At 52.5% G+C, this 12,050-nt stretch carries 14 protein-coding genes, 1 tRNA gene and 1 rRNA gene; 1 reads left to right on the top strand and 15 read right to left on the bottom strand.

From position 1 onward, the window contains the following. The 8 genes from EDM55_RS17005 to EDM55_RS16970 form a co-directional block, all read right to left on the bottom strand. A 16S ribosomal RNA gene (locus EDM55_RS17005) occupies positions 1 to 232 on the bottom strand; the annotation flags it as partial. 176 nt (positions 233 to 408) lie between these two features. Then, a tRNA-Thr gene (locus tag EDM55_RS17000) sits at positions 409 to 484 on the bottom strand. 194 nt (positions 485 to 678) lie between these two features. Further along, positions 679 to 1,548, bottom strand: a complete 870-nt coding sequence (locus EDM55_RS16995) for a YitT family protein (RefSeq protein WP_122960863.1) — start codon at positions 1,546 to 1,548, stop codon at positions 679 to 681. Positions 1,549 to 1,646: 98 nt separating this feature from the next. Then, the gene (locus EDM55_RS16990; RefSeq protein WP_122960862.1) at positions 1,647 to 2,003 is read right to left on the bottom strand and encodes a hypothetical protein; all 357 of its coding nucleotides are present in this window, start codon (positions 2,001 to 2,003) and stop codon (positions 1,647 to 1,649) included. 13 nt (positions 2,004 to 2,016) lie between these two features. After that, on the bottom strand, positions 2,017 to 3,390 hold the full coding sequence (locus tag EDM55_RS16985) for a hypothetical protein (protein WP_122960861.1): 1,374 nt from the start codon (positions 3,388 to 3,390) through the stop codon (positions 2,017 to 2,019). A gap of 18 nt (positions 3,391 to 3,408) precedes the next feature. Further along, positions 3,409 to 3,780 carry a hypothetical protein gene (locus tag EDM55_RS16980; protein ID WP_122960860.1) on the bottom strand — a complete coding sequence of 124 codons (372 nt, stop codon included), beginning with the start codon at positions 3,778 to 3,780 and terminating at the stop codon, positions 3,409 to 3,411. A 13-nt stretch (positions 3,781 to 3,793) separates the two neighbouring features. After that, positions 3,794 to 4,345: a hypothetical protein gene (locus EDM55_RS16975; protein ID WP_246070936.1), complete on the bottom strand. Its 552-nt coding sequence runs from the start codon at positions 4,343 to 4,345 to the stop codon at positions 3,794 to 3,796. 25 nt (positions 4,346 to 4,370) lie between these two features. Next, positions 4,371 to 5,339 carry a metallophosphoesterase gene (locus EDM55_RS16970; protein WP_122960859.1) on the bottom strand — a complete coding sequence of 323 codons (969 nt, stop codon included), beginning with the start codon at positions 5,337 to 5,339 and terminating at the stop codon, positions 4,371 to 4,373. Positions 5,340 to 5,544: 205 nt separating this feature from the next. Here EDM55_RS16970 and EDM55_RS16965 point away from each other — a divergent pair, with 205 nt between their 5' ends. Beyond that, positions 5,545 to 5,847 (top strand): Fur family transcriptional regulator, encoded by a 303-nt coding sequence (locus EDM55_RS16965; RefSeq protein ID WP_092275688.1) that lies wholly within the window; start codon positions 5,545 to 5,547, stop codon positions 5,845 to 5,847. A gap of 24 nt (positions 5,848 to 5,871) precedes the next feature. Here the strand turns inward: EDM55_RS16965 and EDM55_RS16960 are convergent, their stop codons facing one another. The 7 genes from EDM55_RS16960 to EDM55_RS16930 all read right to left on the bottom strand — a co-directional run bounded on the left by EDM55_RS16960 (position 5,872) and on the right by EDM55_RS16930 (position 11,969). Continuing rightward, a complete protein-coding gene (locus tag EDM55_RS16960; RefSeq protein WP_122960858.1) occupies positions 5,872 to 6,672 on the bottom strand; it encodes a serine hydrolase in 801 nt (266 codons plus the stop codon). Between the two features lie 24 nt (positions 6,673 to 6,696). Then, complete coding sequence (locus tag EDM55_RS16955; RefSeq protein WP_092275694.1) at positions 6,697 to 7,056, bottom strand: cupin domain-containing protein; 360 nt, start codon at positions 7,054 to 7,056, stop codon at positions 6,697 to 6,699. A gap of 152 nt (positions 7,057 to 7,208) precedes the next feature. Beyond that, positions 7,209 to 8,222 (bottom strand): ROK family protein, encoded by a 1,014-nt coding sequence (locus tag EDM55_RS16950; protein ID WP_092275697.1) that lies wholly within the window; start codon positions 8,220 to 8,222, stop codon positions 7,209 to 7,211. Positions 8,223 to 8,273: 51 nt separating this feature from the next. Continuing rightward, entirely contained in the window at positions 8,274 to 9,197 is a 924-nt protein-coding gene (locus tag EDM55_RS16945) for a 1-phosphofructokinase family hexose kinase (protein WP_122960857.1), read from the bottom strand. 1 nt (position 9,198) lies between these two features. Beyond that, positions 9,199 to 10,290, bottom strand: a complete 1,092-nt coding sequence (locus EDM55_RS16940; RefSeq protein WP_092275703.1) for a bifunctional phosphoglucose/phosphomannose isomerase — start codon at positions 10,288 to 10,290, stop codon at positions 9,199 to 9,201. A gap of 29 nt (positions 10,291 to 10,319) precedes the next feature. Then, positions 10,320 to 11,183, bottom strand: coding sequence for a class II fructose-1,6-bisphosphate aldolase (gene fba / locus EDM55_RS16935; RefSeq protein WP_122960856.1), 864 nt, complete (start codon positions 11,181 to 11,183; stop codon positions 10,320 to 10,322). A gap of 21 nt (positions 11,184 to 11,204) precedes the next feature. After that, positions 11,205 to 11,969 (bottom strand): DeoR/GlpR family DNA-binding transcription regulator, encoded by a 765-nt coding sequence (locus EDM55_RS16930; RefSeq protein WP_122960855.1) that lies wholly within the window; start codon positions 11,967 to 11,969, stop codon positions 11,205 to 11,207. Between the last annotated feature and the right edge of the window lie 81 nt (positions 11,970 to 12,050).

The raw sequence follows: 12,050 nt of genomic DNA, 5'->3' as shown, positions 1-12,050 counted from the left end.
CGCAGGCCCATCCGTAAGTGATAGCTTGCGCCACCTTTCCGTCTTCCCTCATGCGAGAGTAGACTCTATCTGGTATTAGCATAAGTTTCCCTATGTTATCCCAGTCTTACGGGCAGGTTGCCTACGTGTTACTCACCCGTCCGCCGCTAGCCTCCGAAGAGACTCGCTCGACTTGCATGTATTAGGCACGCCGCCAGCGTTCGTCCTGAGCCAGGATCAAACTCTCCAATAAAGTTTGTATCTGGTTCAAAGCTGGCAAATCATTTCATGATAGACTCATCAACGCTTTCGCTGTTCAGTTTTCAAAGAGCATTTTTCGCTGTGTCTCAACAGCGCTTTATCACTCTAGCACATCCTCTTTTGAAAAGCAACCCATAATTTCGATTGATTTTCGCTTGAGTTGAGTAGTGGTGCCGGCAATAGGACTTGAACCCACAACCCCCTGATTACAAGTCAGGTGCTCTACCAATTGAGCTATACCGGCATGTCATTCTATTTTTCACCCGAACTTCGCGGTCGCATTTTTCAGCGGTGTGTCGTTCAGGAATTTCAATATAGCATGATATTATTTTTAATGCAATAGAAAATCAAGAAATAATTCATTTTAAATAAAAAAAGAGCAGTGAGACTTTCTATTCACCGCTCTTCTCTTCTCTTCTCTTCTTTCCCAATGCACTACTAGCCGGCTCGAAAGCCTTCTCCCAATACCTCATGCGCTGGACAAAGGATGATAAACGCATCCGGATCAACCGAGCGTACCATGATCTTCAATTTGCTGACCTCGCTCTGGCTGACGACCGCCATCAGCACCTTACGCTCATCTCCCGTATATCCGCCAGCCGCATCCAGCAAAGTCAATCCGCGATCCAGATCGTACAGGATCGCTTCCCGCAGCGTCTCGATTTCATTCGAGATGATATACGCGACTTTCGAGGTATTCCACCCCATCTGGACGATATCGATGGTCTTGCTGGTAACAAATAGAGCAATGAGAGCAAACAAAGCCTTTTCCGGATCGAATACGATTCCCGCGAACAGGATCACCAGCCCATCGAACACAGCAACGCAGGCACCTAGACTAAGTCCCGTGTACTTATGCAGGATTTGCGAAGCGATAGAAAAGCCCCCTGTTGAGCCTCTCCCGCGAAAAACGATACCAATTCCGAGCCCGACACCGATCCCGCCGTATATGCTGGCTAGTAGCGGATTGGTTGTCAGCGGCTGCAGATGACTGGTCAGCATGACGCACAGGGGAAGAATAATCGATCCGAGCGCTGCTTTCATGCTGTAATGCCGCTCCAGCATCTTCAGCCCCAGCAAAAATAAAGGGATGTTGCACGCCCATTGAACGATCGCAGGCGGAAAGCCAAACAGATTATGCAAGATCGTTGATAACCCGGATACCCCACCTGATGCAATTTGATTGGGATTCAAAAAAAGATTGAAGCTCGTAGCCAAAACAAGCGAACCGGCGACCAGCATGAAGTACTCCAGTGATTTTCGCTGAGGGCTATTCAGTTGTATGGCTGCACGCTTTCTTCGAGCCATTTGATTCCACTCCTGACATATTCACATAGACCAAAACTCAGTTACACTACCATGTTCTGGTCAAAAAGGAAACCCTTTTTTCCGCCAGGAGCCCTTCCCTACCATCTAAACGAGCCTTGTCGACCAGCAGCAGCGTCCCCTACTGCAATGTCCACTCCGCGAAGGCCTGCTGCGGTGCCAGAAAAGGGTTGGCCATCGTCATCCACAAACGACGCCAGCGTAATACTCGTGCTCCCCCTCGGTACAACTTCCATTCGGTAGCGATACGTGCCATTTACAACAAAGGAAACCTTCCTCCACACAAACGGGTTGTTGTTCGTCACGAGCAAATGCTGCCGAGTAGCCCCGATGTCCGCCAAAATTAGCGTATTGCCCGCTTCAGGAGGGGGAGCATTTGATGTACAGCCTGCGAGGACGAGACCCGCCGTGATACAGGATAGCACCTTGCTCTTCATGCCTATCCCTCCCTCATTTGATATAGGACAGGCTCATGTCAAACAGAAAGTTCGGCGAGCCTGGATGACTGCGATGCACCTGCACAGCCAGCGTATTGCGACCCATGTGCAGCTTGTTTCTATGATTTCGCAAGGAGACTTCGCGATACCATGTCCCTTGATTCGTGATCGCCAGGGAGGATGGCAGGATCAGCCCCGTCCGGATTCCATCCCGCAAAACCTCTTCGCCATTAAAATAGAGGATCAAGCCATCCTCATAGGAAAGCTTCACGATCAGATCCTTCCATTCCTTTGGAGCCTCCCACAGAAAGAATGTATGGCGGAAATAGTATGATGGAGAGGGAGGATCCGGCTTGAAGCGCGTTTGCAGCCGCTTCTCCTCTTGCAAGCGATTCGTATGACCAAAGGGAGCTCGTCCCGTTTTCCATGCGGCGTCCGAATAATCAGGACTGCGCCAGTCATCTGCCGGCAAGTGAAACGGCGCCGTGATCGGATTTTCTCCGGTTACATCAAACCCTTCCGGAATGATTGCTTTGATACTGGCATCGCCGCGGTGGTACCTCCAAAGCTGCTGAATACCCACGGCTACCGTTTCCTTGCTGCTTGCAGCAGCCAACACTCCTGCTGAAAGCTCCATCTGATCCAGTGCTTCTCCATCTGCCGTCGTAGCTTTCACGGCCATGTCGTCGTTTTGATAAGAGAGCATCAGCATGTACGATTGATCAATCGAGGCCCCAGGGTTCCAGACTCCGTAGCCTTCGCGGTCCTTTGGCGAAAAATCCGATGGCTCCTGCATGACAGCGGCTTCCAATCCGTAAACGTTTTCCCCAGCTATCACCAGCTCCACCTTCGCCTCTCGCAGCGCCTGCCATAGAACGGGACTTGGCGGTACATCCAAAAGCGCGATATGATGCTGCTTGGGATTGGTCACAGCCTGTGCATGCACCCAAGCGGCCTGCTCTTTTTCCAGCCGATCCGAACGCAAGAAAAGGAATCTCGCATTGCCGTAATCCACGGTGTACACCGTGCGACCGAGGTCTAGTGTCGGCTGCTGTGGAAGATATCCGTACAGCTGGTTAAACTGTTCTTCGCTTCTCGTACGATCGTAGATAGGATAAACAAAGGGAAGTGGTTTTGCTGGATCGGGCGAGTAGAGCTGATCAGGCAATGCGAAAATGGCCTTTCCCTGCTGTCCAGACATCCATTCGTGAAGGTCCGGTATTTGGCTTTTCTTCGTTATGTATCCAAACTGAAAGCTGTCGCCGCCCGTTTCTTTCAAAGTTGCATATCCTTCTATGGGAATACGAGTCCAGAACAAGGAGCTCGCCATCACAAGCAGCACCACGGTGCTCCCTATCAACATAGGAAAGCGATTCCGATCACTCACGTTGTCACTTTCTCCTTTCTACTCCGGCAAACCCGGTGGCCAGCCCAAAAAGGCATGATACACGGGAGGCCATATCGCGACGATGATAATCGCGAAGCCAATGACAAACAGTACCGCTGCTTTGCGGATCGAGGTATCACGTCCTTTGAGCAGAAAATGGAGAATCAGCCAGCTGCAAAGCCATAGCAAAAGCCCGATCACTTCTTTCCCAGCAAACGGACCAATTCCCCACCAGCCAGGTACCCAGCTCCCGAGCTTGAGCAAAACAGGTTTACTTCCTGCAGGGTCCGCTGTGCTCCATAAATGGCTGCCAGCCACTCCCGCTAATCCCAGCCAAAGCGCCCCCAGTGCTGCGCTCATCTCTCCGCTTTTGCGCTCCCTTTTTTGCATGGCACTCTCCCTCTCATAGATGCAAGGTCGTCAACCCTAGTCCCGTCACCAGGCCGATCACCAGACACAGCCAGAGCAGCGCGATTAAAAGCAGTACGACGGATCCCGCATCTTTGTTGTTTCCAAAGCGGCGAAGAATGAATCCTGCCACCACTCCAAGCGGCAGCGGAAACTGAGAAACGAACTCCTTCCATTCCATCACGATGTTGTGAGCGGCAGGCGTATGGGCGAGCAGCCATGACTGTGGACCGTCCGGTGAGCGATAGCCCATGTAGAGCCAGTTGCCCGAAATAATTGCCAGCAGGACAAGCCCATTGGTTAACCAGAGCAATCGCTCCAGCTCGGCATTGCTCCCTCTTTCCTTGCCCAATCGAAAAAATGCAGCATGAAAGGTCCAGCAGCCCATCAGTACCGTCAGTGTCGCCGCCAGCCCGTGGAGTAAGCCTTGCAGCCAAAACGGACCGGTATCCAGCAAATGAAACAAAGGTATGAGCAAAAACAAAAAAGCGGTCACGCATGCTTGCGTAACCGCCAGATCGCGCGTGCGGAACAGCCGTTTCAACATTTCCCACCTCGCTAGCACCTCGATTCTACCCAACAGCTCCTTTCTCTACCGTAAACGAATCGAGCAGATTGTCATCTTTGTCGTATACATTGCAAACCGCTTTTTTCCCATCCACATCGACCGTCATGTAATGAGATGTGACTTTCGGACCTTTCACCACGTTTTTCTTGTCTTCCACGACTTTGCTGTACGGTGAGCCTGCCGCACCCAGTGTCAGCTGATAAATGTCATGAGTAAAATGATAGCCATTCGCATCAAAGTCGCTGTTGATCAGACGTCGGTTGTAGTTATGCTCATGCCCGACAAAAGCGGCAGTCACATTCGCCGCATCCAAAGTGTGCCAGAAAGCATCCCGCTCCGGTTTGTTGCCATCCAGGGAGCGACCGTAGTGCCCGCCAACCGGGTAAGCTGGCACATGAAACATGACGAAGGTGTGATCTTTACCAGGAGCAGACAGCTGCTGCTTCAGCCATGTGCTCTGCGGCTGGTCAATGACGTAATTGCCGTCCTGATCTTCGTGGTCCGTATTCAATGTAATAAAACGCGCGTTGCCATAATCGAAGCTGTAGGCAGTGCGACCATAGCCAGGAACCTGCTCATTTGGCAAATGGGGAAACGCCTTGCCGAATGCTTCAGGATCGTCCTCATGATTTCCCATCGCAGGGTAGTACATGGACAGCGGGTAGTAATCATCCACAATATCCTTCCACTCATCCAGCTCCTTGTCCAGATCGGAACCACCTTGGACCATATCGCCCGTAATCAACAGGAAGCTAGGCTGGGGATCTAGCTTTTTCACATTTTTCAGCAAGGAGCGAAGCGTCTTCTCATTTACACTATCGGAATTGCCCCTGGTATCTCCCATGACGACAAAGCGGAATGAATTTGCACTCGCTCGCGTCTTGCCAATCCCCATCCATTGTGCACAGGCCAAAAGCAAGATAACTCCGCATGACAAGCCAATCCACTTTTTCTTGCTTTCGATCCATTTCATGATGTCTTCCCATCCTCTACGTAAGATTTACCAATCCATGCAAAACATGCGCGGATATACGCATACGGCAAGCCTCGGCCTCTTTTTTAAAATTATCAAAATAAAAGAAAACCTCCTAGGGGCCAAATAAAGGATTGACGGCTTACGAGAAGGGAGCAATAATAATAATTACATAATAATTATTTTAAAGAAGAAGGTGACTGTGTTGGAACACCCAATCTCTAGTTTCACACAGCAAGTAAAGCATCTGGGCAAGCGATTGACCATTCAACGACGAGCAGTCCTGCTCTACATGCTGCATACATTGACCATCCCTGCCCCTACCGCCAAAGACGTTTATCATGCGCTGAAATCCGAAATGCCAAATATTACGCTGTCCACCGTGTACACCTCCCTGCGCTTCTTTGTGAAAATGGGCGTGCTCGAGGAACAGGTGAATCCTGACGCTCCGAACCGCTTCCTATGCAAAATGAGTCCAGAAAATCTTGCTCTGAAGGAAGTCATGTAAGCGAACCGAAAAAAGGTAGCCCCCTTAGTGAGGGCTACCTTTTGCGTATTCATAGACTTCTTTTCCGATCTGACCGAGAACGCGAAGGGCTGACTCCGATTGGACGTCCTGCGACAAAGCTACGATGGAAAACCGGCGGCCTTGCGAAAAGAAAACCCCCACATCATGCTGTCTTCCACTATCCCAACCGGATTTGCAAGCGATCTCCCAATCCGGCGTTGCACCGGGAACAGATGGGAGCAAAGACGGCAGTCCATTTAGCACCTGCTGCCTTTTCATGATCGACACCATTTCTTCACAGGCGTGATGCGAAAGGAACCCGCCTGTTGCGATCGACCCGAGCATCCGAGACACGTCTCCTGGCGTGATCATGTTGTTTTCGGTAATGCCCACCGGATAGATCATGAGCTTGCGGGAGTATTTGCTTTTCTCCATTCCCAGCTCGATCATGGTCTGCTCGATTCTTTGCCTGCCTACGAGGTCGATCAACACGTTTGTGGCCGTATTGTCACTTTGGATAATCATCAGGGTGACCCATTCCCGAATGGTTAGTGCCAGACCCGGAGAAAGAGCAAACAGGATACCCGATCCCCCTACTTGGTCCTCTGCTCGCATAGGAATACGTTCATCCAGCTGAAATGCTGCCTGCGCCGCTGCTGCATACACGGCTGCCATGATCGGCACTTTAATGACGCTCTCTGCGATAAAGGCTTCATCTGGTCGATGGGCAAAGCGCTGTCCGCGATCCAGATCCTCTACAACAACGCCCCAGCTCCCTTCGGCTTTATCCAGCAGCTGTGTAAGCTTTTCACGTAACTGCTCCATCTGCCGATCCTCCTTTCTCTCCCGTCAGATCTGATCCAGCTCTGCTACGGTTCTTTCATTTGTTACATTTCCTGTATTTAGCGTGCTCGTCGGTTCCATCAGCACGACATGACATATTTCAGGCGCTACCGGTCGATGCTCGACGCCTTTGGGAACGATGATAAATTCGCCTTCCTCCACCCATACTTCCCGGTCGCGAAATTGCATCAGCAATCTGCCGCTAACGACCAAAAACAGCTCGTCCTCTGCTTCATGATGGTGCAAGACGAATTCCCCTTGCAGCTTTACGACCTTGATATGAGAATCGTTGACAGTTCCCACGATCTTCGGGCTCCAGCATTCTTCAAACTTCGAAAATTTTTCAGCGAGATTCACTTTGTTCATAGTCGGCCATCCCCCATCTTCCGTTCGATCTTTTAGCCAAACCAAACGCATCTTTTTATCATACAATTGCAAAAACTCTATGGGTAGGTTTATTTTGCAAAGACTTTTCCCATTGAAAAACGCCTGCCTCTTTGGCAAGCGTTACCGTCTGTTCATTCGTTCTTCACCAGTGTTGATATCCCTTCCGCACTGCCTGTGAACGTCTGCAAGGCAAGTGCCCCTGCCCCGAGCATTCCGGCGTCTGGTCCTAGTGAAGCCCGAACAATTCGTGTTTTCTCGTGACCGGCTTTCATCACGTAGCGCTCCGCACTCTGCCGTACGGGATCGAGCAAAAGCTCACCTGCCTCCGAAACACCTCCACCGACGACTACCATATGAGGGTTAAAGAGATTCACGACCAAGGCAATCGCCCATCCGGTAATGTCGCAGACCTCCTGCCAAACGTGCGCTGCAATTGGATCACCCTTTTGCACAGCCTCTGCTACCAGATGCGCCGTCAGTTGATTCAGATTGCCTCCTGCCAATTGCCATAAAGGGAGCATCTTCGCTTCTTCGGGGATCTCCCGAATTGCCCTAGCCAATTTTTCCTTTGCCAGTCGGACGATCCCTGCAGCAGAGGCAACTGTCTCTACACAGCCTGCTTTCCCACAGTTGCAGACAGCTTGATTGCCTGGAACACTTACATGCCCCAGCTCACCCGATATGCCATGCGCTCCGCGAAGAAGCTGCCCATCGATCATATTTCCCATTCCAATGCCTGTGCCGATCGGGATAAAGGTCATATGGCTGACGCCTTTGCCTGCCCCGAAAACTGCTTCTCCCAACGTCGCCGTCCGCAAGTCATTCTCGAACGCCAAAGGCAGCCGAACCGCTTCCAAGAGCGGCGTCCGCACGTCCACCTGACGCAGACTCAAATTGGGCGAGTGTATAGAAAAGCCGTTTGGTCCATCAAACGGTCCGGGAAAGCCCACGCCCACCGCTTCTACGGAAACGTTCACACGGCTCTTCAGTTCCTCGATCAATCCGGCCATCCGCTCGATCAAAAGAGGGAGATTGTTGTGCAGCTTCGTATCCCGGCTACCCCGAGCAAGAATGCGCCCTGTTTCGTCGAGTACTGCTCCTTTCATCGTCGTTCCGCCAACATCCAGGCCGATTACGTGCCGCATGCGCAAGCCTCCTAACTGTCCTTCACAAGCCCGCAGCCTCCACATGGCTGCCTATGACTGTAACTGCTTCAACAAACGCGCAACCGTGTCGATGTCGACGATTCCCGCTCCTACCGACAGGGCATTCGCCGCAGCGCTCGCCATCCCTAGCTGCGCTGCTGCCCTCCACTCCATTCCTTTCAGCTTGCCACAGGCAGTCCCTGCCAGCAGGGCATCGCCGCAGCCCACTGGATTGACGACTTGCTCCAGCGCAGTGCCGGGGAGATGCACGTGCTCGTCGCATTCCGAAAACCATGCGCCATCTGCTCCTAGCGATAAAAGAACTCGCTCTGCTCCGAGCGCCTGAATGTCTCGCAAGGCTGCAATGATCGCTTCCTCGCTCGAGAGCGCATACCCGAGCAGCGCTTCTGCTTCTTCCCGATTTGGCTTCACCAGATGGGGCTTGCCTTTTAATCCGTGCACAAGCGCAGGTCCACTCGCATCCAGTACGGGCAGCGCCCCTGATTGCCGCACCTGCTCGATCAAATGCTGGTACGCATCTGCTGGCACCCCTGCACAAAGACTGCCAGAGAAAGTAACCATCCTCGCTTGGCTGGCCAAAAGCTTCAGCTTGCTCTGCAGCTGGGCAAAGCCTTCTTCTGTGACAACTGGCCCCTGCTCCAAAACCTCCGTGACCTCGCCGCTCTCTTCATCCAGCAGGGTGTGGCAGCAGCGCGATTCTCCTTCTGTCTCGACAAACGCGGGAGTGATTCCTGCCTTGGCGCAGCCCTCGGCAATAAACCGCCCGTTGTACCCGGCGATAAAGCCTGTCGCAATCACATCTGCCCCAAGCGTTCGTGCGACACGCGCTACATTGATCCCTTTGCCTCCTGGCAGACTGAGCTGTTCCTTTGTCCGATGCAATTTTCCTGGCCGAAATCGCTCGAGCTTGTATGTTTTGTCTATCGCGGCATTCAACGTAACCGTCACCAGCATCCTAACGTACCTGCACCTGAACGAGCGGCTGCCCCATCTTGCTCTTGAACAGGTTGATGACCTCGACTGGCGTGGGATCGACCCCGCGAATGAGCGCCGTATACAACGATACGTAATCAGCCAGATATACGATGGAGAAAAGTCGAGCCATTCTCGATACACCCTGGGAGCGAACGACCTGCACGGCTCCGGCACGCTCACGCAGAATGTCCGCACTGATCTCCACCCGCTTGGCTGTCTTGTCGCTGTCTTCCACATCGCGAATCAAGGTAAAATGATAGCCTTTCAGCATAGCGGCAGGCGCATCCCAGCCAACTGCCTCATCGTGGTGCAGACTGGGAATCGCGTTCCAAAACGCCATGACTTTACTGTTTTCTCCCAGCTGATTTTTCCATCTCCAAGCAGGTGCATCAAAAAAGGGCAGCGTCCCGTAAATGACTGGCGTCAAACCATCCATCTGCTGAGCGATTTGCTTGGCAAGATTGAATGCCAGTGGCGCTTGCAAGCCGTACTCTTCACGCAGCCGAGAAAATAACTGGATCGTCTCTGCTACCTCACCGCTCTTGTCCGCCACCAGCCCCAGCTTGGTCAAAACGGTGAGCATCGGCAAGAAAATATAGCCGAGCACGATTCGCGGCATCATTCCTCCCGGTACCAAAAGATGAGCGTGTCCGTGGATTTGCGCCAGCTCCAGCACTTTGCCGCCGGCTGTGATCACCGCGATCTGTGCCTTTGCTTCTATCGCCTGCTCGTATCCGCTTACGATTTCCTCCGTATTGCCCGAGTGGCTGACGACGATGACGAGAGTGCGTTCGTCGACAAAAGCAGGGATCGTATAGCCTTGGTTGAGCTGCAAAGGCACGCGCAGCTCGTCAAACAGATAGGATTTCAGCAAATTCACACTGGCAGCAGACCCACCACCTGTCCCCAGCACAACGATCCGATCAATCGGAGCTGTAATCGAGGAAAGGTCGAATTGACCGGATAATTGCCATCCTTCTGAAAATTGTTTGTCGTATTCATCCGTATCCCGCAGCGCGAGAATGGTATCGAGCTTTTCAACTGCAGCACGATCATCCAAATTGACCCGCATGTCCATTCACCCTCCCATATTGTTTTCGTTTATTGCCCAGCGGCTTTGCCGACGCAGCCGCACATAGCCATTTTTGCCTGCGCAATCGCTTTTACCGCTTGCTTCGCCCGCTTCATATACGTCCGCGGATCATTTTCCTGCGGGTTTTCCCCGAAGACCTGCTTGATCGCATCGGAAAAAGCGATACGGAGCTCCGTAGCTACATTCATTTTTGCCATCCCGAGTGCAACAGCCCGCTTCACCTGTTCTTCCGGAATACCCGATCCTCCGTGGAGCACCAATGGCACACCCACTCTCTCCGCAATTTGCTCCAGACGGGAGAACGCTATTTTGGGCTCCCCTTTGTACATTCCGTGAGCCGTGCCGATCGCAGGAGCCAGCGTGTCGACACCTGTCAAGGCAGCGAATTCTTCGCACTCTTTGGGGTCAGCCAAAACAGCATCTTCTTCCTCAACGACCAGCTCGTCCTCGACTCCCCCCACTTTCCCCAGCTCTGCTTCAACGTTCACCCCGCAGCGATGGGCCAGCTCGACGACCCGTTTTGTCTGCTCCACGTTTTGCGAAAACGGTTGCATGGAAGCGTCAATCATCACCGACGTATAGCCTGCTTGGATGCAGCGCTCGATCAGCTCGTAGTCGTGGCAGTGATCCAGATGCAGGGCGATCGGGACTTGAACGGATTTTGCGGCAACCTTCGCAATCGCTGCCACATACTCCGGCCCCAGATGCTTGACCGTCCCTACCGTCGTCTGCAGAATCAGCGGAGATTGGGCTTCCTCCGCTGCTTCCACTACCGCCTGCAGCATTTCCATCGTGTGCACGTTGAACGCACCGATGCAGTACGCTTCCTTCCTGGCTCGCCTCAGCATTTCCGTCGATGATACCAATGACATGTCTGGATCACTCCTAGTCTCTTAGGCTTGTGCTACTTCAATCTTGACCCCCAGCTCTTGAAACGAGGCGTGCGTCTGCGGGTACAGCCGATCGGTAATGATCCGGTCCACATCAGACAGATCGGCAAAGCTGCTGAAATGGGTTTCCCCGAATTTCGTATGATCCGCCAGCACATACACCTTGCGAGCGCGCGACATCATGACCCGGTTCACATTGCTCTCAGCCAGTGACAGCGTGGAAAATCCATCGCGCTCATGTATGCCGTCTGCTCCGATGAAGCATTTGTAAACGGACAGCTTTTTCAAATTGTCCTCTGCGACAGCCCCGACGAGAGCAAATGATTTCGCCCGCATCTCTCCCCCGATCAAAATGACCTGATGGACTCCCTGGCTGTTCAGCTCCATGGCAATATTGACTGCATTGGTCACGATCGTCAGCTCCGCGATCTGCCCGAGCAGCTTGGCGAATTCCATCGTCGTCGATCCCGCTCCGAGTATCAGCGTGTCACCTGGCTGCACATGTGACAGAGCCTGGCGAGCGATCTGCGCCTTTTCCTCCGTGCGTTCTGCCTGCTTTTCCGTAAAGCTTCGCTCCAGAGGCAAAAAGCTTGTAATAGACGCACCACCATGCACTCTCGACAGCAGCCCTTCCTGCTCCAGCTTGATCAGATCTTTGCGAATGGTGACCTCAGATACATCCAAAAGCTTGCTCAGCTTCGCGACAGTTACCGTTTTTTCCTTGTTCACATTCTCCAGTATCTTGCTGTGTCTTTCTGTCGCCAACATGATAAAGCTCCTCCTCGTGATGAAATCTCGACAGACACCTGTTCCATTTCATTATCTCGTTTCGTTTTGTTTCGAATAGTT

The sequence above is a fragment of the Brevibacillus centrosporus genome, assembly GCF_003710815.1.
In the GTDB taxonomy this organism is placed as follows: Bacteria; Bacillota; Bacilli; order Brevibacillales; family Brevibacillaceae; genus Brevibacillus; species Brevibacillus centrosporus.
This window is presented reverse-complemented; position numbering and strand designations above follow the sequence as displayed.

Coding starts and splice junctions, on each gene's coding strand:
- EDM55_RS16995 (WP_122960863.1), bottom strand. CDS start 1,548: ATGGCTCGAAGAAAGCGTGCAGCCATACAACTGAATAGCCCTCAGCGA.
- EDM55_RS16990 (WP_122960862.1), bottom strand. CDS start 2,003: ATGAAGAGCAAGGTGCTATCCTGTATCACGGCGGGTCTCGTCCTCGCA.
- EDM55_RS16980 (WP_122960860.1), bottom strand. CDS start 3,780: ATGCAAAAAAGGGAGCGCAAAAGCGGAGAGATGAGCGCAGCACTGGGG.
- EDM55_RS16975 (WP_246070936.1), bottom strand. CDS start 4,345: ATGTTGAAACGGCTGTTCCGCACGCGCGATCTGGCGGTTACGCAAGCA.
- EDM55_RS16970 (WP_122960859.1), bottom strand. CDS start 5,339: ATGAAATGGATCGAAAGCAAGAAAAAGTGGATTGGCTTGTCATGCGGA.
- EDM55_RS16960 (WP_122960858.1), bottom strand. CDS start 6,672: ATGGAGCAGTTACGTGAAAAGCTTACACAGCTGCTGGATAAAGCCGAA.
- EDM55_RS16955 (WP_092275694.1), bottom strand. CDS start 7,056: ATGAACAAAGTGAATCTCGCTGAAAAATTTTCGAAGTTTGAAGAATGC.
- EDM55_RS16950 (WP_092275697.1), bottom strand. CDS start 8,222: ATGCGGCACGTAATCGGCCTGGATGTTGGCGGAACGACGATGAAAGGA.
- EDM55_RS16945 (WP_122960857.1), bottom strand. CDS start 9,197: ATGCTGGTGACGGTTACGTTGAATGCCGCGATAGACAAAACATACAAG.
- EDM55_RS16940 (WP_092275703.1), bottom strand. CDS start 10,290: ATGCGGGTCAATTTGGATGATCGTGCTGCAGTTGAAAAGCTCGATACC.
- fba (WP_122960856.1), bottom strand. CDS start 11,183: ATGTCATTGGTATCATCGACGGAAATGCTGAGGCGAGCCAGGAAGGAA.
- EDM55_RS16930 (WP_122960855.1), bottom strand. CDS start 11,969: ATGTTGGCGACAGAAAGACACAGCAAGATACTGGAGAATGTGAACAAG.